Source organism: Nocardioides stalactiti, from assembly GCF_014180715.1.
GTDB classification, from domain to species: domain Bacteria; phylum Actinomycetota; class Actinomycetes; order Propionibacteriales; family Nocardioidaceae; genus Nocardioides; species Nocardioides stalactiti.
On the sequence record NZ_JACEFC010000043.1, the window covers coordinates 1 to 20,487 of the forward strand.

At 72.2% G+C, this 20,487-nt stretch carries 25 protein-coding genes and 1 riboswitch; of the genes, 8 read left to right on the plus strand and 17 right to left on the minus strand.

Features of this window, described 5'->3' with window-relative positions:
* The 3 genes from H0487_RS10550 to H0487_RS10560 form a co-directional block, all read right to left on the minus strand.
* Nucleotides 1–459 (minus strand): ABC transporter ATP-binding protein (locus H0487_RS10550; RefSeq protein ID WP_183094196.1); only part of this gene is annotated, 459 nt, incomplete at its 3' end.
* Entirely contained in the window at nt 459–2,126 is a 1,668-nt protein-coding gene (locus tag H0487_RS10555) for an ABC transporter permease (protein WP_183094197.1), read from the minus strand. The genes H0487_RS10555 and H0487_RS10550, both read right to left, overlap by 1 nt.
* 15 nt (nt 2,127–2,141) lie before the next feature.
* Nucleotides 2,142–3,203: a thiamine ABC transporter substrate-binding protein gene (locus tag H0487_RS10560; RefSeq protein ID WP_312855901.1), complete on the minus strand. Its 1,062-nt coding sequence runs from the start codon at nt 3,201–3,203 to the stop codon at nt 2,142–2,144.
* Nucleotides 3,194–3,299: riboswitch (TPP riboswitch) on the minus strand. Its footprint overlaps the gene before it by 10 nt.
* A 53-nt stretch (nt 3,300–3,352) precedes the next feature.
* On the opposite strand from H0487_RS10560, the gene H0487_RS23350 reads away from it, so the two are divergent.
* Nucleotides 3,353–3,796 (plus strand): GNAT family N-acetyltransferase, encoded by a 444-nt coding sequence (locus tag H0487_RS23350; protein ID WP_183094198.1) that lies wholly within the window; start codon nt 3,353–3,355, stop codon nt 3,794–3,796.
* Here H0487_RS23350 and H0487_RS10570 read toward each other — a convergent pair.
* The 4 genes from H0487_RS10570 to H0487_RS10585 form a co-directional block, all read right to left on the minus strand.
* Complete coding sequence (locus H0487_RS10570; RefSeq protein ID WP_183094199.1) at nt 3,786–4,880, minus strand: MBL fold metallo-hydrolase; 1,095 nt, start codon at nt 4,878–4,880, stop codon at nt 3,786–3,788. The two genes, H0487_RS23350 and H0487_RS10570, sit on opposite strands and share 11 nt — an antisense overlap.
* A 24-nt stretch (nt 4,881–4,904) precedes the next feature.
* On the minus strand, nt 4,905–5,750 hold the full coding sequence (locus tag H0487_RS10575; RefSeq protein ID WP_183094200.1) for an SDR family oxidoreductase: 846 nt from the start codon (nt 5,748–5,750) through the stop codon (nt 4,905–4,907).
* The gene (locus tag H0487_RS10580) at nt 5,747–6,853 is read right to left on the minus strand and encodes an NAD(P)H-dependent amine dehydrogenase family protein (RefSeq protein WP_183094201.1); all 1,107 of its coding nucleotides are present in this window, start codon (nt 6,851–6,853) and stop codon (nt 5,747–5,749) included. Before H0487_RS10580 ends, H0487_RS10575 begins: the two co-directional genes overlap by 4 nt.
* Nucleotides 6,854–7,069: 216 nt before the next feature.
* Nucleotides 7,070–8,260, minus strand: coding sequence for an oxidoreductase (locus H0487_RS10585; protein WP_312855902.1), 1,191 nt, complete (start codon nt 8,258–8,260; stop codon nt 7,070–7,072).
* A 70-nt stretch (nt 8,261–8,330) separates the two neighbouring features.
* On the opposite strand from H0487_RS10585, the gene H0487_RS10590 reads away from it, so the two are divergent.
* Nucleotides 8,331–9,101, plus strand: a complete 771-nt coding sequence (locus tag H0487_RS10590; RefSeq protein WP_183094203.1) for a hypothetical protein — start codon at nt 8,331–8,333, stop codon at nt 9,099–9,101.
* 46 nt (nt 9,102–9,147) lie between these two features.
* On the opposite strand, the gene H0487_RS10595 is transcribed toward H0487_RS10590, so the two are convergent.
* The 5 genes from H0487_RS10595 to nth are packed head-to-tail and all read right to left on the minus strand — an operon-like array spanning nt 9,148 to nt 13,216.
* Nucleotides 9,148–9,921 (minus strand): enoyl-CoA hydratase/isomerase family protein, encoded by a 774-nt coding sequence (locus H0487_RS10595; protein ID WP_183094204.1) that lies wholly within the window; start codon nt 9,919–9,921, stop codon nt 9,148–9,150.
* A 25-nt stretch (nt 9,922–9,946) separates the two neighbouring features.
* On the minus strand, nt 9,947–11,128 hold the full coding sequence (locus tag H0487_RS10600; RefSeq protein WP_246383350.1) for a MarP family serine protease: 1,182 nt from the start codon (nt 11,126–11,128) through the stop codon (nt 9,947–9,949).
* Nucleotides 11,128–11,898 carry an NUDIX hydrolase gene (locus tag H0487_RS10605; RefSeq protein ID WP_183094205.1) on the minus strand — a complete coding sequence of 257 codons (771 nt, stop codon included), beginning with the start codon at nt 11,896–11,898 and terminating at the stop codon, nt 11,128–11,130. Before H0487_RS10605 ends, H0487_RS10600 begins: the two co-directional genes overlap by 1 nt.
* Entirely contained in the window at nt 11,895–12,500 is a 606-nt protein-coding gene (locus H0487_RS10610) for a TlpA family protein disulfide reductase (protein ID WP_183094206.1), read from the minus strand. The genes H0487_RS10605 and H0487_RS10610 overlap by 4 nt, the downstream gene beginning before the upstream one ends.
* Entirely contained in the window at nt 12,500–13,216 is a 717-nt protein-coding gene (gene nth, locus H0487_RS10615) for an endonuclease III (RefSeq protein WP_183094207.1), read from the minus strand. The genes H0487_RS10610 and nth overlap by 1 nt, the downstream gene beginning before the upstream one ends.
* Nucleotides 13,217–13,382: 166 nt before the next feature.
* Here nth and H0487_RS10620 point away from each other — a divergent pair, with 166 nt between their 5' ends.
* The 4 genes from H0487_RS10620 (at nt 13,383) to H0487_RS10635 (ending at nt 16,360) form a co-directional block, all read left to right on the plus strand.
* Nucleotides 13,383–14,060 (plus strand): Crp/Fnr family transcriptional regulator, encoded by a 678-nt coding sequence (locus H0487_RS10620; RefSeq protein WP_183094208.1) that lies wholly within the window; start codon nt 13,383–13,385, stop codon nt 14,058–14,060.
* 77 nt (nt 14,061–14,137) lie between these two features.
* Nucleotides 14,138–14,638, plus strand: coding sequence for a SigE family RNA polymerase sigma factor (locus tag H0487_RS10625; RefSeq protein WP_183094209.1), 501 nt, complete (start codon nt 14,138–14,140; stop codon nt 14,636–14,638).
* On the plus strand, nt 14,635–15,984 hold the full coding sequence (locus H0487_RS10630) for a hypothetical protein (RefSeq protein WP_183094210.1): 1,350 nt from the start codon (nt 14,635–14,637) through the stop codon (nt 15,982–15,984). The genes H0487_RS10625 and H0487_RS10630 overlap by 4 nt, the downstream gene beginning before the upstream one ends.
* A gap of 4 nt (nt 15,985–15,988) precedes the next feature.
* Entirely contained in the window at nt 15,989–16,360 is a 372-nt protein-coding gene (locus H0487_RS10635) for a YdeI/OmpD-associated family protein (RefSeq protein ID WP_183094211.1), read from the plus strand.
* A 56-nt stretch (nt 16,361–16,416) separates the two neighbouring features.
* Here the strand turns inward: H0487_RS10635 and H0487_RS10640 are convergent, their stop codons facing one another.
* A complete protein-coding gene (locus tag H0487_RS10640) occupies nt 16,417–17,196 on the minus strand; it encodes a helix-turn-helix domain-containing protein (protein ID WP_183094212.1) in 780 nt (259 codons plus the stop codon).
* 115 nt (nt 17,197–17,311) lie between these two features.
* On the opposite strand from H0487_RS10640, the gene H0487_RS10645 reads away from it, so the two are divergent.
* A complete protein-coding gene (locus tag H0487_RS10645) occupies nt 17,312–17,659 on the plus strand; it encodes a DUF1330 domain-containing protein (protein WP_183094213.1) in 348 nt (115 codons plus the stop codon).
* A gap of 9 nt (nt 17,660–17,668) precedes the next feature.
* On the opposite strand, the gene H0487_RS10650 is transcribed toward H0487_RS10645, so the two are convergent.
* Genes H0487_RS10650 through sp36 form a run of 4 tightly spaced genes read right to left on the minus strand, consistent with a single transcriptional unit; the run spans nt 17,669 to nt 19,978 of the window.
* Entirely contained in the window at nt 17,669–18,490 is an 822-nt protein-coding gene (locus H0487_RS10650; RefSeq protein ID WP_312855903.1) for an MBL fold metallo-hydrolase, read from the minus strand.
* 3 nt (nt 18,491–18,493) lie between these two features.
* Nucleotides 18,494–19,363 (minus strand): NUDIX hydrolase, encoded by an 870-nt coding sequence (locus H0487_RS10655; protein WP_183094214.1) that lies wholly within the window; start codon nt 19,361–19,363, stop codon nt 18,494–18,496.
* Nucleotides 19,360–19,821, minus strand: a complete 462-nt coding sequence (locus tag H0487_RS10660; protein ID WP_183094215.1) for a RidA family protein — start codon at nt 19,819–19,821, stop codon at nt 19,360–19,362. The genes H0487_RS10655 and H0487_RS10660 overlap by 4 nt, the downstream gene beginning before the upstream one ends.
* Before the next feature lies 1 nt (nt 19,822).
* Nucleotides 19,823–19,978, minus strand: coding sequence for a Sp36 family protein (gene sp36 / locus H0487_RS10665; protein ID WP_183094216.1), 156 nt, complete (start codon nt 19,976–19,978; stop codon nt 19,823–19,825).
* A gap of 76 nt (nt 19,979–20,054) precedes the next feature.
* Here sp36 and H0487_RS23355 point away from each other — a divergent pair, with 76 nt between their 5' ends.
* Nucleotides 20,055–20,468 (plus strand): hypothetical protein, encoded by a 414-nt coding sequence (locus tag H0487_RS23355; RefSeq protein WP_183094217.1) that lies wholly within the window; start codon nt 20,055–20,057, stop codon nt 20,466–20,468.
* The last annotated feature ends 19 nt before the right edge of the window (nt 20,469–20,487 follow it).

Consider the following 20,487-nt stretch of genomic DNA (forward strand, 5'->3'; position numbering starts at 1 on the left):
CAGCAGCCGGGGCTCGGCCGCGAGCGAGCGAGCCAGCGCCACCCGCTGACGCTCACCGCCCGACAGCGTCCGGGGGAGCCGGTCGCCGTAGCCGGCGAGCCCGACGAGCTCGAGCAGGTCGCCGACCTGCGTCCTCGCCGCCGCACGGGCCAGCCCGCGAAGGCGCAGCGCGTAGCCGACGTTGCGGGCGACGGTGAGGTGGTCGAAGAGCTGGCCGTCCTGGAACATCAGCGCGAAGCCGCGACGGTGCGTCGGGACGCCCGCGAGGTCCGTGCCGTCCCAGCGGACCGCGCCGGCGCGCAACGGCTCCAGCCCGGCGATCGCCCGCAGCAGCGAGGACTTGCCGCTGCCCGACGGACCGAGGACGGCCAGCACATGGCCGTCGTCGAGCCGCAGGTCGACGCCGTCGACGGCGACGTGACTTCCGAACGCGACCGACAGGCCGACGGTCTCCAACATCACAACACCCCCACGCCCGGCACCCGGAGCCGCTCGACCAGCAGGATCACCAGCGCCGTCGCACCGGCGAGCACGACCGAGGCTGCCATGGCCGTCCCGTAGTTGAGCTCGCCGGGGCTGCCGATCAGCCGATAGATCACGACCGGGAGGGTCGGCACCTCGGCCCGCACGATGAACGACGTGGCGCCGAACTCGCCGAGCGAGACCGCGAACGCGAACCCCGCCGCTGCGAGGAGCGGCCGCCACAGCACGGGGACGTCGACCGTCAGCAGGGTCCGCACCGGCCCCGCCCCCAAGGACGCCGCGGCCTGCCGTTGCCGGTCGTCGATGCCCTGGAGCACCGGGACCAGGACCCGGACGACGAGGGGCAACGCCACCAGCGCCTGGGCGATCGGCACCAGGAGCGCGCTGGACCGGAGGTCGAGGGGCGGGTCGTCGAGGGTGATGAGGAAGCCGAAGCCGAGGGTCACGGCAGACACCCCGAGCGGCAGCATGAAGAGGCCGTCGAACGCGCGCCGGACCGAGGCCTCGGAGCGGCTCCGGGCCCGCCGCGTCACCACCACCGCCACCAGCAGGCCGAGCAGCAGGGACATCCAGGTCGCGTCGACCGCGATCCGCAACGAGTTGGCGAGCGCCTCGGTCACCGGCACCCGCAGCAGTCCGCCACCCGTCCCGGAAGCGCCTCCGTCGCCGACGCCCTCGAGGGCGCGGTAGTGGGCGAGGGTCCAGGCGCCGTCGCGGCGCAGCGAGGCGACGACCAGCGTGACGATCGGCAGCGCCATCGCGAGCAGCACGACGCAGGTCGCGCCGAGAGCCGGTACGTCGGAGCGCCGTGGCCGCGCCGGGACGGCGAGCGCGCGTCGTACCGTGGGGTCCGGGACGGCCCGCAGCCGACCAGCGACGACGAGCAGCGCCACGACGGCGGCGATCTGGACGAGCGACAGCGCAGCGGCCGCCTGGTACTCGACGCTGCCGGTGATGGCGCCGGTCGTCAGCAGGTAGATCTCCGTCTCGACCGAGGCGTAGCGGGTGCCGCCGAGCAGGAGGACCACGCCGAAGCCGGTCGCGCAGAAGAGGAAGACGACAGCGGCCGACGAGACGATCGCGGGCCGCAGCGCCGGGAGGGTGACCGAGGTCAGGACCTGGCGCGGCGACGCGCCGAGGGCGGCGGCAGCCTCGGCCGGCCGGCGGTCCAGGCTCTCCCAGGCGGCGCCCACGGTGCGGATGACCACCGCGACGTTGAAGAACACCAGACCCATGAGGATCGCGACCGGCGTCCCGTCGACGCCGAGGAACCCCAGAGGTCCCGAGACGGAGACCAGCTCACGGATCGCGATGCCGACGACGACGGTCGGGAGCGCGAACGGGACGAGCAGCGCGGCCCGGAGGACGCCCCGCATCGGGACGGCCAGCCGGTGCAGGACGTAGGCCACCGGGAGGCCGAGGCCGACCGCGACCACCGTCGACACCGTGCTCGTCCAGGCGGTGAACCACAGGACGCGGAGGGTCCGCTCGCGACCCAGCACCTCGGCGACGGCGCCGGGCTCGAACGAACCGTCCGGCCACAGTCCCCGCTGGAGCATCCCCGAGACGGGGAGCAGGAAGAAGACCGCCAGCACCGCGGTCGGCACCGCGGCCAGCGCGAGCAGGCCGGCGACCCTCCTCATCTGCGACTCACGGGGTCACCCGGAGGTGATGTCCGTCCACTCGGTGACCCACGCGCGGCGGTTCTCCGCGATGTCCTCGGAAGTGACCTCGATCGGGGCGGTCGGCTGCTCGGCGAACGCCGCCCACTCGGGCGGCAGGGTCGCCCCTGCGTCGACAGGGAACACGTACATGCTCGTCGGGAGCGCCTCCTGCACCTCGCGGCTCAGCAGGAAGTCGATCACCCGCTCGGCGCCCTCGGGGTTCGCGGCGCCCTCGAGCACCCCTGCGTACTCGACCTGGCGGAAGCAGGTGTCGAGCAGCGCCGCGGTCGAGGACTCCTCGCCGTCGACCGTGTAGGCCGGGGAGGTGTCGTAGGACAGCACGATCGGGCGGTCGCCGCCGGAGAAGGTGAAGTCGACGTAGTACGCGTCCTCCCACCCCTTGACGATCTTGGCGCCGTTGGCGACCAGGTCCTCCCAGTACGACGCCCACTCCTCGCCGTACCGGCCGATGGTCGCGAGCAGGAAGGCCAGCCCCGGGGTGCTCGTCGTGGCGGCGGGCGTCACGAACAGGTCCCGGTAGGTCGGGTCGACCAGGTCGTCCAGGCTGCTCGGCGGCTCGATGCCGGCCTCGGCGAACCACGCCTCGTCGACGTTGACGCACACGCTGCCGTTGTCGATCGGCGTGAGGACGCCCTCGTCGTCGCCGGCCAGCAGGTAGGCCTCGGCTCCCTCCGGCAGGTCCGCGTCGTACGGCGCGAACACGCCCTCGTCGAGCGCGGCACCGGCGAAGGTGTTGTCGACACCGAACGCCACGTCGCCGATGGGGTCGCCCTGGGTCACGGCGAGCTTGCTCGTCAGCTCACCGCCGTCACCGGCCGGGCTGTGCACCAGCGCGCAGCCGGACTCCTTCTCGAACGCCTTGATGACCTTCGGCGGCAGGGCGAAGGAGTCGTGGGTGACGAGCACGACCTCCCCGCACTCACCCGCGGCGGCGCTGTCGTCGCGGTCGGCCTTGTCGTTCTCGGCCACGACCGAGCAGCCGGTGCCGACCAGTGCAAGGACGCTGAGCGCGAGGGCAGGACGGATGAGCAGCACTGCTGACTCCCTTCGCCGGTGCTAACCGGAGCAGGTTCGGAGGGTCTGCGGCTCGGCCGCACTCTCAGCACGTGTCGTGCTCCCCTGTCTTTCGCCTCCAATGTAGTCCGCGGCTCCGGACCGGCCGGTCCTGGCCTAGATTCCTGGACGTGGACATCCGGTTCGCGTCGTTCGCCGAGCTCACCGCTGTCGAGGTGCACGACCTCGCCCGCCTGCGACAGGACGTCTTCGTCGTCGAGCAGGGGTGCCCGTACCCCGACCTCGACGGTCGCGACACCGAGCCCGGCACCGCCCACGCGCTTCTGACCGACGGCATCGACCTGCTCGGCTACCTGCGGGTGCTCGACGAAGGCGCCGAGTGGCGGATCGGCCGCGTGGTGCTCGCGCGGGCGGGCCGCGGCCGCGGTCTCGCCGACGGCATGATGACGGCGGCCCTGGCGCACTGCGCCGCCGTGGATCCGGACCGCGACGTCGTGCTCGCCGCCCAGTCTCCGCTGGCGCACTGGTACGCCGGCTTCGGATTCGTCCCGGACGGCGAGGAGTTCCTCGACGACGGGATCCCGCACCTGCCGATGCGGTTGGTCAGGCGCTGACCGGAGCAGCGGTGTAGACCACGCCGTCGGCGCTGTCCGCTTCCGTCGCCTGACCGCGGACGACCAGCAGGTCGAGGTGGGCCTTGGTCTCCATCGCCGCCATGCCCTGGTTGAAGAGGTCGAGCTCGTCGTAGGACCGCTCGTGCCGGGTCCACCCCAGGTCGCCGGCGACCGTGACCGAGGTCGACGCGCCGCGCGACCGCAGCGAGGCCAGGCACTGGACCAACCGCTGCTCGTGGTGCTCGAGCAGCTCGTCGACGCGGGCGTGGGAGGAGTCGGCGACCGGCCCGTGCGCGGGCAGGATCCGCAGGTCCGGCAGCGACCGGACCCGGACCAGGGACGCCATGAAGTGGCCCAGCGGGTCGGGCTCCGGCGGGATGGTGAACCCGATCGACGGGGTGATCGTCGGCAGCACGTGGTCACCGGCGAAGAGCAGCCCGTCGGCCCGGTCGGCGAAGACGTAGTGGCCCGGCGTGTGTCCCGGGGTGTGCACGGCGTCGATCGAGCGGGTCCCGATGTCGAAGGTCATGTCGCCCTCGAGCCAGATGTCGGGGAACGCCCAGTCGACGGGGTCGGGCAGGTCCTCGGTCCGCCGGCCGAGGTCCCACGCGGCGGCGACCTCGCTCGCGCCCGCCGAGCGCAGCACGGCGGAGAACGGGTTGCCGCCCGTCAGCTCGCCCCGCCCGGCCGCGTGCAGCAGCTCCAAGCCCGGCTTCTCGGGCAGGCCCAGGGCGACGTCGGCGCCGTACTCGTGGCCGAGGACGGTCGCCAGCGTGTAGTGGTCGCGGTGGATGTGGGTCACGAGGAACCGCTTGATGTCGCCGAAGCCGGAGCCGATCGAGCGCAGGCACTTGTCGAGCAGCTCGCGCGCGATCGGGATCGCCCAGCCGCCGTCGATCAGCGTCAGCCCGTCCCCCCCAGCAGGGTCCTGGATGACGTAGACGTTGATGGCCTTGAGGCCGTCCATCGGCAGCGGCAGCGGGATCCGGTGGATCCCGGGGGTCACCTCCCACGCACCCTCGGCCGACCAGTGCTCGCCGGAGTCGGGTGAGATCGCGGCTCCGGTGCTCACTCCTGAGGTCATCTGCGCACCTTAGGGACCGGACCCCTAGGGCGCTGTGGCCGGGGCCACATCGGTCGGCTGGAGGTCCGGCAGGTTCAGGTCGAGGTTGGGGGTCTGGATCCCGCCGTCGACCTCGATCATCTTGCCGGTGAGGTACTTGCCGGCCCGCGACGACAGGTAGACGACCGCCGCCGCGATGTCCTCGGGCTCGCCGATCCTGCCGAGAGGCGTGCCCGTCTCCATCTGCTCCTTCATCTCGGGCACGCCGGCGACGAACTCCAGGGCGCTGGTCATCACCGAGCCGACATAGATGCCGTTGACCCGGATCCGGGGCGCGAGGTCGGTGGCGGCGAGCTTGGACCAGTGCGCCAGCGCGCCCTTGGCGACGCCGTACGCGAGGTAGCCGCGACCACCGAGCCGGCCCATCGCCGAGCTGATGCTGACCACGGACTTCTGGCGCTGCTCCTCCGGATCGCCGACCGAGGCGAGCATCAGCGGGACCGAGGCCCGGGTGAGGGCGTGCGCAGTGCTGACGTTGAAGTGGAACGACTCCTCGAGGTAGGCCACGTCGGTGTCGAGGAACGCGTTGGGGATGGTGCCGCCCACGTTGTTGACGACGACGTCGAGCCGCCCGAACTCGTCGTACGCCGCCTGCGCGAGGCCGGCGACGGCCTCGGTGCGCGCCAGGTTGGCCGGTACGACGAGGGCCCGGCGGCCGGTGGCGCGGATCTGCTCGGCGACCCGGGCGAGCTGGTCCTCGGTGCGCGAGGAGATGACGACGTCGGCCCCCGCCTCCGCGAGGGCGAGCGCGGTCGCGGCGCCGGTGCCGCGGCCGGCGCCGGTGACGACGGCGACGTGGTCGGTGAGGCGGAAGCGGTCGAGGATCGTCATTTGTTCGTCCCGGTGACCAGGCCGCGGCCGGTGACGAGCGGGAGGTCGAGGGCGGTGACGATGCCCGGCTTGGCGGCGACCACTGCAGGCACTGCGTTGACGAGCCGCTGGGCGGTGATGATCATCCCGGAGACGTTGTGGTCGCCGTTCTCGCCGTGGTGGCTGTACTCGAGCTTCATGCACGGCTCCCCGGTGATCTCGACCCGGTAGCAGCCGTCGCCCTCGAGCGGGGTCGGCCAGTCCGGCTCGGCCTCGGCGTCGGTACGGGTGACGTGCTCGAGGGTGACCCGCGGGACGCCGTCGACCGTCCCGACGACGCTGAACCGCACCGAGCCCATGGTGCCCGCGGCGACGTCGCCGGAGACGCTCGAGGTGTCCCGCGGCGCGGGGCGGCGCTCGACGCTCTCGACGAGCGGCTCGTCGAGGGTGACGCCCAGGCCGTCGGCGATGAGACGCACGACCGGCCCCCAGGCCGTGGTGAGGATGCCCGGCTCCCAGAGCAGTGCCTTGAAGTCCATCGGCTGCCCGAAGCCGAACAGGTCGTTCATGACGACCGGCTGGTAGTAGGTGGAGTAGTCAGCGAGCTCGCTGACCTTCACGTGGTCGATGCGCTGGCTGAGGCTCGTGAGCACGAGCGGCAGCACGTCGTTGGCGAATCCCGGGTCGATGCCGTTGACGTGCAGGCTGGCGCCGCCGTGGATACCGGCGTCGTTGATCCCGGCCATCATCTCGTCGGGCAGCGTGCCGCGGTCGTGCAGCAGGATGACCGGCCCGCTCGACACCACGTTGACGCCGTCGCGGATGAACCCGGTGAGGTCCTCGATCGACTCGAAGACCCGGTCGTCGGTCATCGCACCGTGCAGGATGCAGTCGGGGCGCAGCGCGATCAGCTCGTCGCGGTCGTTGGTGGCCCGGATCCCGAGCTCGCGGCCGAGCCCGGCCAGCTCGCCGGCGTCCACCCCGGCCTTGGCCGGCGTCGACGTCCAGACCCCGACCAGCTCGAGGTCGGGATGGAGGTCCACCCCGGCGATCATGTAGCGCCCGATGGTCCCGGTGGACCAGACGACGACGCGGAGGGGCTTCTGAGGGATCACCTGCGACATGCTCGACAGACTAGAACATGTTCTAGTTATTGGGAATCGTTCGTCGAATCCCGACCTACCTGGGCCGAATCCCGACCTACCTGGGCCGAATCCCGACCTACCTGGGTCGAATCCCGACCTACCTGGCGTCCAGAAAGGTCCCGATTCGCGCCAGGAAGGTCCCGATTCGCGCCAGGAAGGTCCCGATTCGCGCCAGGAAGGTACGGATTCGACAGATCAGGCGACCGGGATGACCTCGCCGGCCGCCCACTCGACGCAGCGGGTGCCGCTGTAGATCGTCGGCATGCACCGGTTGCAGTGCGTGCAGATGCCCTTGCTCGCCGTACCGGCCTGGAGCCGGTTGACGAGGTCCGGCTCGCGGAGCAGCGCGCGGCCCATCACCACGAAGTCGAAGCCGTCGGCCATCGCCTGGTCCATCGTCTCGAGGCGGTTGATGCCGCCGAGCAGCATGAGCGGCATCGAGAGCTCCTCACGGAACCGAAGTGCCTTCTCCTTGAAGTAGGCCTCCTCGAACTCGTAGCGCTTGAGGAAGCTGCGGCCGGCCGGGGTCTTCATGCCCCACTTCACGATCGTCGGCATCGCGTCGGCGAACTCGGCGACCGGGGTCTCCCCGCGGAACAGGTACATCGGGTTCATCAGCGAGGAGCCACCCGAGAGCTGGAGCGCGTCAAGATGGCCGTCCGCCTCCAGCAGGCCGGCGAACGCGACGCCCTCATCCGTCGTCACCCCGCCCTTGAAGCCGTCGGACACGCTGATCTTGGCCGTGAGCGCGACGGCGTCGCCGACCTCCTCACGTACCGCGCGGGCGACCTGGCGAGCGAGCCGCGCGCGCCGCTCCAGCGGACCACCCCAGCGGTCCTTGCGGCGGTTGAGCCCGGGCGCGAGGAACGAGGAGATCAGATAGCTGTGCGCCATGTGCAGCTCGAGGACGTCGAAGCCGGCCTCGACCAGGGTGCGTGCCGCGTCGACGTACGCGCGGGTCACCCGGGTCAGGTCCTGCTCGCTGGCCGCCTTGATCATCTGCATCGACAACGGGCTCGGCATCGAGCTCGCGGAGATCGCCTTCACCCCGTTGGAACGACCGTTGGCGACCGGCCCGGCGTGGCCGACCTGGGCTGCGACCGCGGCACCCTCGGCGTGGATCGCGGCCGTCAACCGGCGCAGGCCGGGGAGCGTCTTCGGACCGACGACGATCTGCTCGGCGTGCGTGCGGCCCTCCGGCGCGATCGCGAGGTAGGCAACCGTCGTCAGCCCGACCCCGCCGCGCGCGGGCGCGAGGTGGTAGTCGATGAGCGCGTCGGTGACCTCGCCGTACGGCGAGCGCCCCTCGAACGTCGCTGCTTTGACCGTGCGGTTGCGCAGGCGGACCGGGCCGAGGTCGGCCGCGCTGAAGACCGTGTGACTCACCGCAGAACTGTAACGCGTTCTAGTTCGGCTGCGTGGTTTCATTCACCCACCCGATCTCCCGGAGGAAACCGTGCGCCCTACCACCGCTCTCCGCCCGCTCCGCAACCGTCGCCGCGCGCGTGCGCTCGCCCCCGTCGCCGTGCTCGCCCTGGTCGCGGCCGTGTCCACCGGTTGCGGCGACGACGATGGAGGGGACGAAGCCGACACCGACGACGACGCTCCCGCCGTCACCGGCCCGCTCACCGAGGAGCAGATCGCCACGGCGGTCCTGCAGTCGGACAACATGGGCGACGGCTGGACCGGCGCCCCGGCCACCGAGGACGACACCGCGGCGCCGGGGTGCTTCGCCGACCTCGACGCCCTCACCGAGGGCCTGACCAAGGCCGCGCGCGGTGGCACCGACTTCACCTTCGGCGCGGACAGCGTGCCCTCGGTCGAGAGCACCGTCACCGCCTACGAGGACGAGGCCGGGATCACCGCGATCTTCGACCAGGTCCAGACCGTCATCGCCGCCTGCACGACGGTCACCGGCCCGGACGGCGACGGCTTCGAGTGGAACCTCACCGTCGCCACCGACGACTCCGAGGTCTTCGACGACGTCGACGACCAGTTCGGCGTGACGGCGACCGGGACGATCACCCCTCCGGGCGGCGAGGCCCAGGAGATCCACCTGGCCTGGTCCAGCGTCCGGGTCGGGCCGAACGTCGGCTCGGTCACGACGTTCGACGTCGTCGACCGGACTGCTGAGCACGCGACCTGGGCCGAGATCGCCGTCGACCGCCTCACCGACGTCATCGAGGGCGAGGAGCCCGAGGCCACCACCGCCCCCGCGCCCGCCTGACCGTGCGGCAGCGCGGCGCGAGGAACGAGCGACCGCTCGCGCCGGCTCAGGAGTAGCGGGGAGAGCGCTTCTCGAGGAAGGCGGCGATGCCCTCCTGGCCGTCGGGGGTGCCGGCGAGGGTGCTGATCGACTGTGCCTCGCGGCGCAGCGCCGTCTCGGGAGCCGGCTCGGCGGCGTCGCGGACCAGCCGCTTGGCCGCGGCGAACGCGCCCGGCGAACCGGCGATCAGCGAGCCGACCACCTGGTCGACCGTGGCCGCGAGCTCCTCGGCGGGGACGACCCGGGCGACCAGGCCGGCGTCGTAGGCCTCCTGGGCGGTGACCAGGTCGCCGAGCAGGGCCAGCCGGAGCAGCCGGTGCAGGCCGAGCGTGTGGACCAGGAGGCTGCCGCCGCAGTCGGGGCTGAGGCCGACCTTGGCATAGGCCAGGCTGAACTTCGCGGTGTCCGCGGCCAGCACGATGTCGGCGGCCGCAGCCAGCGGGGAGCCGCCACCCGCCGCCGTGCCCTGGACGACGCTGACGACGATCGCGTCACCGCGCACCAGCTCGGTGATGACCCGATGCACGCCCTCGGCCAGCTCGAGCAGCAGCGCACTCGGGTCGTCGGCGTCGGCGAACGCGCTCAGGTCGCCGCCGACGGAGAAGAAGCGTCCTTCGGCGGCGAGCACGATCACCCGCGCGCCGTCGGCCTTCGCCCGGAGCACCGCCTCGTGGAGCTGCGCCGTCGACACCGGCTCGATCGGGTTGCCCCGGTCACCTGCCGACATCGTGATCCGGGCCGCACCGTCGGCGAAGGAGTAGTGGACGCGCTGCTCAGTCATGGGGTTCCTCTCGTAGGGGCGGCCGCTACGCCGCGCAATCGCCGGTGTTGACCTCGGAGTCCCGGTCGGCGCCCTTGTCGGCGCTCGCCGCGACCTGCTCGGCGGTCAGGGCGTAGCCGGTGTCGTCGTCCTCGACGGAGGCCGCGAACACGACTCCGCCGACGTCGCCCGACGGGGTGATGATGGGCCCACCGGAGTTGCCCGGGCGCACCAGCCCGCGCAGCGAGAAGACGTCGCGCAGCACAGTGCCGGAGCCGTAGATGTCCGGCGACCGGAGGGTCGGGTTGGCCCGGATCCGGCCCGGCTGCACGTCGAACGGCCCGTCCTCGGGATAGCCGACGATCGCGACGGGGTCCTCGGCCTCCAGGTCCTCGTCGAACTGAAGGATCGGGGCGTCGCCGGTGTCGACGGCGAGCACGGCCACGTCGAGCTCGGGGTCGTAGAGCACGACCCGCGCCAGCTCGGTGCCGTCGCCCACCTCGACCTCGGGGTCGTCGACCCCGGCGACGACGTGGGCGTTGGTCATCACCCGGTCGGGTGCGTACACGAAGCCGGTGCCCTCGACGCCGCGGCCACAGTCGTTGGCGCCGCGGATCTTGAGGATGCTGCCCTCGGTCGCCAGCACCCGCGGGTTGCGTTGGAGCTTGGAGGGGCCGGGCGCGACGTCGACGATCCGCTCCGGCGAGAACGGCTCGAGGTAGCGCGGGAAGAAGCCCGTGCCGACCACCTTGTTGAACGCCTGGAGCACGCTCGGGGCCGACGCCGGGAGGACGGCGTTGATCTTGCCCAGCACCACCGAGCTCCGGACCTGCTCGGTGACCGGGCCGATCCGGGTGCCGGAGATGGCGTAGCCGAGGGCCCAGGCCACCAGCAGGACGGCGACGGCGGAGAGGGCGGCCCCGCCGACCGCGTCGACGGCCCGCACGGGCTGCCAGGTGATCCGCTCGCGGACCCGCGACCCGGCGTACTGGAGCACTGCCTGGCCCAGCGAGGCACCGAGGATGACGATGAAGAGCGCCCCGAGCGACACCCCGAGCGACGGGTCGGCGCCCCCGAGGACGACCGGCGCCAGCCAGATGCCGAACAAGCCACCGAGGAGGAGCCCGACCGTCGCGAAGGCGCCGGTCACGAAGCCCTGCCAGTAGCCGGAGAGCGCATAGGCGGCGACGAGGACGAGGAGCAGCCAGTCGAGGATGTTCAGGTCCATCAGCCACTCCCCCTCTCGGCACGGTCGTCGGGGTCGAGGATGTCAAGACTGTCGGGCTCGTCCCCGTCCTCGGCAGCCGCGACACGCTGCTCGTACTCCGCGAGCATGTAGTCGGGGAGCCCGTGGACGGGCGGCTCGTCGACCGGTGGGAGCCAGCCGAGGAAGTCGAAGAACCGGGTGATGATCCCGCCCGTGAAGCCCCAGAGGATCACGTCGAGGTCGTCGCCGATGAGGAAGCCCGGACCGGTCCAGCCGCTCGGGTGCCGGACGGCGATCCGGCGCTCGGGCAGGACGAGCTCGTCGAGCACGACGCGGTGGATCTCGTGCACCTCGTCGGGCGAGGCGACCTCGACCGGGTGCGGGTCGCGCCACCACCCGAGGACCGGGGTGACCGCGAAGTTCGACGGCGGCAGCCACAGCTCGGGGAGCACGGCGAAGACCTCGACGGCCGCCGGGTCGACCCCGATCTCCTCCTCCCCCTCGCGCAGCGCCGCCTCGATCGCGGTCTCGCCGGGGTCGATCGTGCCGCCCGGGAACGAGACCTGGCCGGGGTGGGAGCGCATGTCATGGGCGCGCTCGGTCAGGAGCAGGTCGCCCCGACCGTCCTCCTCACCGAACAGCATGAGCACCGCTCCGCGCCGAGGGTTGGAGCCCTCCGGCGGGAGGAACGCCGTCAGGTCGCTGCCCTTGATCGCGTTGGCGGCCGCGGCGACGGGCCGCAGCCACGTCGGCAGGTCGTCCGGTACGACGAGCGGGGGCCGGTCGCTCATGCTGCCTCCCGCTCCAGCTCGATGCCGAGGTGCTCCTCGGCGAGCGCCACGATCTCGGCGACCGTGTCGACGCCGCCCTTGGCGACCAGCTGGGTCGACCCGTCCGCCCGGACGAAGACGAAGGCCGGCAGGGCGGTGACGGCGAGGGCGGTCTCCTGGAGGCCACCGCAGGCATCAGCGTAGGACGGGTAGGTGACCTCGCTGCGCTGCGCGAGGTCGAGCGCGGCCTCGGGGTAGGTCTCGAGGAAGTCGACCCCCACGACGCTCACCTGGTGTCCGTACTGACGGTCGAACTCGGCCAGCGCGGGCATCTCCTCGCGGCACGGCACGCAGTTGGAGGCCCAGAAGTTGATGACCGCGGGGCCGGCCAGGTCGGCGAGCGAGCCCTCGGTCCCGCCGCCGAGGCACGGGAGGACGACGTCGGGCAGGTCGGTCCCTGCGTCCGGGTCACCGGCCGGGCAGTCCTCGATCCCGGCATCGGCCTTGACCTGGCGCAGCTCGGCGGTGTCGACGTCGACGTCGCAGGCGGCGACGGTGTCGCCCTGGTCGCAGGCCGTGAGGAGGACGGCCGTCGCGACGACGGCCAGCAGGGCGGGCCGCATCAGTTGGGGCCCTCGGTGCGCACCAGCTTGTCAGCCTCGACCGGGTCGGTCGGCCCGCTGCCGTAGGCGGGGCACCACCGCGCGACCGGGCACGCCCCGCATGCCGGCTTCTTCGCGTGACAGACCCGGCGCCCGTGCCAGATCAGGTGGTGGCTGAGCATCGTCCAGTCCCGCTTGGGGAAGAGCGCACCGACCGCGTGCTCGGCCTTGACCGGGTCGGTCTCCTCGGTCCAGCCCAGGCGGCGGGCGAGCCTCCCGAAGTGGGTGTCGACGGTGATCCCGGGGACGTCGAAGGCGTTGCCGAGCACCACGTTGGCGGTCTTGCGGCCGACCCCGGGGAGCTGGACGAGGTCGTCGAGGCGGGGCGGCACGTCGCCGTCGTACTTCTCCACGAGGGCGGCGCTCAGCTTGAGGAGCGATTCTGTCTTGGCGCGGAAGAAGCCCAGCGGACCGACGATCTGCTCGAGGTGGGCACGGTCGGCAGCCGCCATCGCCCGCGCGTCGGGATAGGCGGCGAACAACGTCGGGCGGACCAGGTTGACCCGCTTGTCGGTCGTCTGGGCACTCAGGACGGTCACGACGAGGAGCTCGAACGGGTTGTCGAAGTCGAGCTCGCACCTGGCGTCGGGATAGGTCTGCGCAAGGACCCGGTCGATCCGGCGCGCCCGGCGGACGAGCGCCGTCGGAGTCTCTGCCTCCGTGGTGATCGCCCGCACGCGGTCAGACTACGGGTAGGCCCGGACAGCGCCACCTTCCAGCGGTGGCTAGGTGTGAGGTGGACCACTGGCTAGGATGCGGGCTGACGTGGGAGGTACCCGCCGTCCGCGTCCGGACCGCCTCGCTGGGGGGAACGGTTCGCCGCACCCGATCCTTGGAGGAACCGTGGACAACGACGTGCTGCGTCAGGCCCCGCTGTTCAGCGCGCTCGACGACGAGGCTGCGTCGGCTCTGCGGTCGTCCATGTCGGAGACGCGGCTGCGCCGCGGCGAGGTGCTCTTCCACGAGGGCGACGGCGGCGACAAGCTCTACATCGTGCTCGACGGCAAGGTGAAGCTCGGTCGGACCTCCTCCGACGGCCGCGAGAACCTGCTGGCCGTCCTCGGGCCCGGCTCGATGTTCGGCGAGCTCTCCCTCTTCGACCCCGGCCCGCGCTCCGCGACCGTCACCGCGGTGACCGACGCCGAGTTCGTGTCGCTGTCGCACGAGGACCTGCTCCGCTGGCTCGACGGTCGCCCGGCCGTCGCCCGCGGCCTCCTCACCCAGCTCGCCGGCCGGCTCCGCAAGGCCAACGACGTCGTCGCCGACCTGGTGTTCTCCGACGTGCCCGGTCGGGTCGCCAAGGCGCTGCTCGACCTCGCCGAGCGGTTCGGCCGTACGGCGGACGACGGCGTCCACGTCCACCACGACCTCACCCAGGAGGAGCTCGCCCAGCTGGTCGGCGCCTCCCGCGAGACGGTCAACAAGGCGCTCGCCGACTTCGCCTCGCGCGGCTGGCTGCGTCTCGAGCCCCGATCGGTCGTCATCATGGACATGGAGCGGATGACCCGACGCGCCCGCTGAGGCCGCTCAGAAACTTCGGGTCGATCCACCCCCGGCTCCCTGTCTCCGTGCGTCGTCACGGGTGAAAGGGGGCCGGTGTGGTTCCAGCGTCACCTCGTACGTCGTTCGACGACTTCGTGCGCGCCCGCACGGCGGCCCTCGCCCGGACGGCGTACCTCCTCACGGGGGACGCCCATCTCGCGGAGGACCTCGTGCAGATGGCACTCTTCAAGGCGGCGCGCGCCTGGCACCGGATCGAGGGTGACCCCGAGCCCTACGTCCGGCGCATCCTCTACAACCAGAACATCTCCTGGTGGCGGCGTCGCCGGGTGCCGGAGACCTCCCTCGGGTCCCACGACCACCCGACGCCTCCCCCGGACGACGACCTGCGGCTCAGCCTCGAGGCGGCCCTCGCCGAGCTGACCGACCGGCAGCGGACGGTGCTCGTCCTGCGCTTCTTCGAGGACCTGACCGAGGTACAGACCGGCGCCGCGCTCGGGATCGGCCCCGGCACGGTGAAGTCGACGACCCGAGAGGCGCTGGCCCGGCTGCGGACCCTCGCGCCGCACCTCGCCGAGCTTCTGGAGGTCGGGTCGTGACCGGCGAGCAGCTGAGGGACGAGCTGGCCCGGATCGCCGAGGGAGCCCCCGAGGTCCACGTCCCCGACGACCTCTATCGCCGTGGCCGCCGCGCCACCACCCGCGCCCGCGTCGCGGTCGCCGCCGCTGCGGTCGCCTGCCTCGGGCTCATCGCCGGCGTCGCGGTTCCCCTGGTCGCCCACCACGACGTGGAGTTCGCCGACTCCGACGAGCTCGCGGTCCCGGACCGCATCTACGCGCCGCCGTCCCACATGACCGACCTCGAGGACGACCTCGAGGTCGGCGTCGCTGCTGGCGCGTTCGTCACCGACGCGCTGATACCCGTGGTGGTCGAGGCCGACTCCGGTACGTACCACCTGCTCGACCTGGAGGGGTTCACCCAGGGCGGGTTCTTCAGGACCCGCCTGGGCTTCGCGCTCTCCCCCGATGGGGAGCAGCTCGCGTGGGCGTATGCCGATGACGTGGAGAGCGGCCACCGCCCGAGCGGCATCAGGGTGGCGGACCTGAGCACCGGGCGGGTCCGCGAGATCCGCGTCGACCAGGACCGCGCAGTCCTGATCCACGATCTCGCGTGGTCGACGCAGGGTGGGTGGCTGGCTTGGCTCGGCGTGGAGATGGAGCAGTGGGACACCGACGGCGTCTCGTCGGGGAAGCGGACCGTCGGGGGCATCGTTCGCGAGGGCCAGTCCTCAGCGACCTACCAGGTCGTCGCGGGACGCAACGCCAACCGGGTCTTCGAGCAGGACGGCGGACAGACCATCGACGGCGGAGCGACCAGCGCCGTGGCCGTGTCCGACACCGGCAAGCTCGCCGCGGTGGTGGGGTGGTCCTTCTTCCTCAACGGAGTCCGGGGCCGGCTCGAGCAGGACCCGAGCCTGCGCATCGGCGGCCTGTGGTTCCTCGGCGAGAAGCCGTTCGGCCTTACGTACTCAGCCGACGGCAGTGACGTCCCCGCGGTCCGGGTGATGCCCGACGGTCGCTCGTCGCCGATCCGGTCAACACTCGATCAGCCCGATCTGCTGGGTGCGCTCGGCCCCCGCCAGGTTCTCGTGGGTCCCGGCGACGACGGGGACGACCCCTCCGGGGTGCAGTTGTGGACCTGGAACGCCCCCGGAGGAGGCCACGCGACAGGGACCTTCATCCGTCTCTACGACGGCGTCCTCGGGCTGACCCTCGCCTCCGACCTGATCGATCCCGTCCAACCGCAGGTCGTCGCACGCCCGAGACCCGACTGGCCGTGGTCGACCGATCGGTGGTGGTGGACCATCGGCGGTGGTGCCGCGAGCACCGCCGCGATCGGTCTCATCGTCCTCATCGTGGTCCGCGCTCGCGCTGTGCGAGGCTGACGCCATGGTGCTCAGCGGCCCGGAGGTCCTGGTCCCGGACCGAGCGAGGTGGCGGGCCTGGCTGGTCGAGCACCACGCCGACAAGACAGCGGCGTGGCTGATCCTCACCAAGAAGGGCGGCACCGTGACCGCCCTGACCTACGAGGAGGCCGTCCTCGAGGCCCTCTGCTTCGGCTGGATCGACGGCCAGGGCCGCGGACGGGACGCGGAGACGACCTTCATCCGGTTCACCCCGCGGGGGCCCCGGAGCAAGTGGTCGCCCTCCAACCTCGCCCGGGTCGCGCTGCTCGAGAGCGAGGGTCTGATGACCGACGCCGGTCGCGCGGCGGTCGATGCCGCCAAGGCCGACGGCCGCTGGGCCGCGGCAGGCGGCTAGGACGTCGCGCCCGGCGAGGGCGCGACGATCGGGCCCTGCCGGTCCGCCCCCGCAGGTCACGTGCCGTGGAGCACACTCCGCGTCGCGTCGTCGGCCGGGTAGAACGCCTCGATCGCGAGCTCGGACAGGGTGACCTCGCGCGGCGTGCCGAAGACGGTCGTGGTCGAGATCAGCGACAGCACCTGGTCACCGGCCCGCAGCTGCAGGGGTACGACGAGGAGCGCGGACGCGGGCACCAGGTCCAGGTCGCCGGCGACCTCGGTGGCGAGCGCGCCGAGGAACGGGTCGCCGGTGGCGTGGTGCTCCTGCCGGAGCCGCGAGGCGAGCGCGGCGCGCCACTCGTCGAGGTTGACGATCCGCGCCCCGAGGCCCTCCGGGTGGACCGACAGCCGGATCACGTTGATCGGCGGCTCGAGGAGCTCGGCCGGGATCCCGTCGAGGAGGGCGAACGCCGCGTCGTTGGCTGCCACCAGCTCCCAGTGCCGGTCGATCACCAGCGCCGGGTAGGGCAGGTGCGCCTGGAGGATCGCCTCGATCGCGGCGTTTGCCTCGGCCATCGGCGGGTCGGTGAGGGCGTGCTCGGGATGGGCCGGTGCGAAGCCGCCCGCCAGGAGCACCCTGTTCTGCTCACGCAGCGGCACGTCGAGGTGGTGACACAGCCGCAGGATCATCGCGCTCGTCGGCTGCGACCGCCCGGTCTCCACATAGCTGAGGTGCCGGGTGGAGACGTCGGCACGGTTCGCGAGATCGAGCTGGGACAGGTGGCGCCGCTGCCGCCACTCACGCAGCAGGTCGCCCACCCCGGGGTCGGGCACAGCGGACAGCGTCGCGGTCATGGGGCCGACGCTAGCCCCGGGAGGTACGTGCGCCCATGACCTCCGAGGTCATCGACCTCGACCTCCGACCCGCGATGTGATCTCCGGGTCCAGCACCGACGAGAGGAGCAGCACCATGACGAACAAGCTGAAGGCCTACGCCATCGCCTACCTCCGCGAGGTCGACCTCGGCGCGGAGATCGCCGAGTACATCGAGCGGATCGACGAGACCCTGGCGCCGTACGGCGGGCACTTCCTCGTGCACGGCGGGGAGCTCACCCCGGCCGAGGGGACCTGGGACGGGGCGATCGTGATCATCGAGTTCCCGTCGACCGACGCCGTGCGCGAGTGGTACGACTCCCCCGCCTACCAGGCGATCCTGCCGCTGCGCACCGAGCACTCGCAGTCGATCGCTGCGATGGTCGAGGGCGTGCCGACGGGCTATCGCGCGGTCGACAAGCTCGCCACGCTGCTCGCCGGCTGAACCGGGCCGCTACCGCCGTGCCAGGTAGGCGAGCTGGGCGCGGACCGACCACTCCGCCGCGCCCCACAGCGACTCGTCGACGTCGGAGTAGACGACCTCGACGACCTCACGCGGCAGGGTCGGGTGCTCGGCGACGTCGGCCGGCAGGTCGGCGGGCGCCCGGCCCAGTCGCGTGAGCGCCGCCTCGACCTGGGCGAGCCGCTCGCGGCGGTGGACGACGTAGTGGTCGAGGACCGCGGCCGCGTCGGGGAGCACCGGCCCGTGCGCCGGCCACAGCGCCGCCACCCGGCCCTCGGTGACCAGCGACCGCATCTTCGCGAGGGACGCGAAGTAGCCGCCGAGGTCGCCGTCGGGGTGGACGATCACGGTCGTCCCCCGCCCGAGGACCATGTCACCCGTCAGCAGCGCGCGGTCGGCGTCGTTGACCAGCGAGATCGAGTCGGCGGTGTGGCCCGGCGTGGTCAGCACCTCGACCCGCAGCCCGTCGACCTCGAGCACCTCGCCGTCGTGCAGGGGGTCGGCCCGCCAGCACTGGTCGGGGTCGAGCCCGCGCACGCCGCAGCCCATCCTCTCGGCGAACGAGCGGGCCGCCTCGGTGTGGTCGTGGTGGTGGTGGGTCACGACGACCGCCTCCACCTCACCGGCCACCTCGGCGACCGCGTCGAGGTGGCCGTCGTCGAGCGGGCCCGGGTCGACGACGACCGACCGCCGGGCGCCGGGCTCGCGCAGCACCCAGGTGTTGGTGCCGTCGAGCGTCATGATCCCGGGGTTGGGTGCGAGCAGGCAGCGACCGCGGTCGCCGTACGCGCCTCCGTCCCAGGACTCGGTCACGGCTCAGGCCCTCCGCGCCGCCACCAGCGACCGTAGGTCGTCGGGCATCGACAGCGTCCAACCCTCGCCGAGTGCCTCGACGGTCGGGGTGAACATCTCCACCGTGCGGTCGGAGGCGGCCGCGACGACCGCATCGACCGTCGGGTGCTGTCCGACCTCCAGACACGTGAGGTACGTCGGCGGCAGCATCGCGAGCGAGCCCCGGTCGGCGCTGTCGGCCGCCTCCAGCGCCGGCAGCCAGACGACCTCGGAGGACTCCGTGGAGACGTCGCGCGTGCGCTGGCCCTCGGGCAGCAGCGCGACGAAGAACCAGGTGCGGTAGCGCTTCGGCTCGAAGACGGGCGTCAGCCAGCCGGCCCAGGTGCCGAGGAGGTCGGTCCGCAGGACCAGGCCGCGCCGCTTGAGGAACTCGGTCATGGAGAGCTCGCGCGACACCAACGCCTCGCGGTCTGCCTCCCACTCGGCTCCGGTCGTGTCCGCCACGACGGTGTCGGCGGACTCACCCGCCAGGAGCACCCCCGACTCCTCGAACGTCTCGCGCACGGCGGCGCACACCAGCGCGCGGGCGACGTCCTCGTCCGCGCCGAGCCGCGCCGCCCACTCGGTCGGCGGCGGTCCCGCCCAGGCGACCTCGGCGTCGTGGTCGCGCGGGTCCACCCCCCCGCCGGGGAAGACGCACATGCCACCGGCGAAGTCCATCGTCACGTGGCGGCGCAGCAGGTAGACCTCGGGGGCTCCGTCGACGCCCGGCCGCATCAGGACGACGGTCGCGGCGTTGCGCGGCTCCGCCGCCTCCCGGGTGCCGGCGTCGTACTCACGCGAGAGCTCGACGAACTGCTCCGGCAGCGGGACAGGCGGCAGCGGGATCCTCACGACACGATCTCCGCGACGACCTCGACCTCGACCGGGGCGTCGAGCGGCAGCACCGGCACGCCCACCGCCGAACGGGCGTGCACCCCGAGGTCGCCGAAGACCGTGCCGAACAGCTCGGAGGCGCCGTTGGCGACCTTGGGCTGCCCGGTGAAGCCGGGGTCGGAGGCGACGAACGCGACGACCTTCACGATCCGCACCTGCGCGAGGTCCTCGACCTGCGAACGGATCGCGGCGATCGCGTTGAGCGCGCACTGCTGGGCGCAGGCGGTCGCCTCCTCCTCCGTGACACCGTCGCCGACCTTGCCGGTCGCGATGAGGGCGCCGTCCTTCATCGGGAGCTGCCCGGCGGTGTAGACGTAGGACCCCGAGCGCACCGCAGGGACGTAGGCCGCCACCGGCGGCACCACGTCGGGGACGCTGAGACCGAGCTCGGCGAGCCGCTCCTCGGGGGTGCTCACCTCAGGCCTCGGCAGGGCGCTTGAAGTACGCGATGTCGTTGCCGCTGGTGCCGGGGACGAGGGTGACGAGCTCCCAGCCGTCCTGGCCGAAGTTGTTGAGGATCTGCGCCGCGACATGGTTGAGGACGGGCGCCACCTGGTACTCCCACTTGGTCATGGCTCGCACCCTACTCAGCGGCCCGCGAGCGTCCGCACCGAGTGGGCCCGGTCACACGCTGTGCCACCATGCGCGGGTGAGTCTCGACAACGCCGTCTGGTTGCTGACCGGGTTGGCCGCGGTCGTCGTACTCCTCACCAGGATGCGACTGTCCTCGGAGCAGTCCCAGTCGGGGCACGCCCTCGTGCCCCTCGCCATCGTCAACGCCCACACGGTGATCGGGGTGCTCGCCCTCGCCGTGTGGATCTTCTACCTGACCTCGCCCGACGACCTGGTGGGGCTGCTCGCGCTGCTGGCCTGGTGGGTCGAGGTCGTGCTGGGGATCCTGATCCTCCTCCGCTGGCTGTCGCGCGGGGGCAAGCACGCGGCCGACACCACGGGGGACAGCTGGGCCGAAGGACCCGCCCTGTCGATCCTCGGTCACGTCGGGATGCTGCTGGGGATCTCGTTCTTCACCTGGATCGTGCTGGCGGACAAGCTCGTCACCTGATCGTTGGCGCTCGCTACGC

What these genes read in the sequence shown, in the direction of transcription:
- H0487_RS10570 (WP_183094199.1), bottom strand. Translation starts at nt 4,880, where the DNA reads ATGACCTCAGGAGTGAGCACCGGAGCCGCGATCTCACCCGACTCCGGC.
- H0487_RS10610 (WP_183094206.1), bottom strand. Translation starts at nt 12,500, where the DNA reads ATGCGGCCCGCCCTGCTGGCCGTCGTCGCGACGGCCGTCCTCCTCACG.
- H0487_RS10580 (WP_183094201.1), bottom strand. Translation starts at nt 6,853, where the DNA reads ATGTCGCAGGTGATCCCTCAGAAGCCCCTCCGCGTCGTCGTCTGGTCC.
- H0487_RS10645 (WP_183094213.1), top strand. Translation starts at nt 17,312, where the DNA reads ATGACGAACAAGCTGAAGGCCTACGCCATCGCCTACCTCCGCGAGGTC.
- H0487_RS10595 (WP_183094204.1), bottom strand. Translation starts at nt 9,921, where the DNA reads ATGACTGAGCAGCGCGTCCACTACTCCTTCGCCGACGGTGCGGCCCGG.
- H0487_RS10605 (WP_183094205.1), bottom strand. Translation starts at nt 11,898, where the DNA reads ATGAGCGACCGGCCCCCGCTCGTCGTACCGGACGACCTGCCGACGTGG.
- H0487_RS10555 (WP_183094197.1), bottom strand. Translation starts at nt 2,126, where the DNA reads ATGAGGAGGGTCGCCGGCCTGCTCGCGCTGGCCGCGGTGCCGACCGCG.
- H0487_RS10575 (WP_183094200.1), bottom strand. Translation starts at nt 5,750, where the DNA reads ATGACGATCCTCGACCGCTTCCGCCTCACCGACCACGTCGCCGTCGTC.
- H0487_RS10635 (WP_183094211.1), top strand. Translation starts at nt 15,989, where the DNA reads ATGGTGCTCAGCGGCCCGGAGGTCCTGGTCCCGGACCGAGCGAGGTGG.
- H0487_RS10640 (WP_183094212.1), bottom strand. Translation starts at nt 17,196, where the DNA reads ATGACCGCGACGCTGTCCGCTGTGCCCGACCCCGGGGTGGGCGACCTG.
- sp36 (WP_183094216.1), bottom strand. Translation starts at nt 19,978, where the DNA reads ATGACCAAGTGGGAGTACCAGGTGGCGCCCGTCCTCAACCATGTCGCG.
- H0487_RS10600 (WP_246383350.1), bottom strand. Translation starts at nt 11,128, where the DNA reads ATGGACCTGAACATCCTCGACTGGCTGCTCCTCGTCCTCGTCGCCGCC.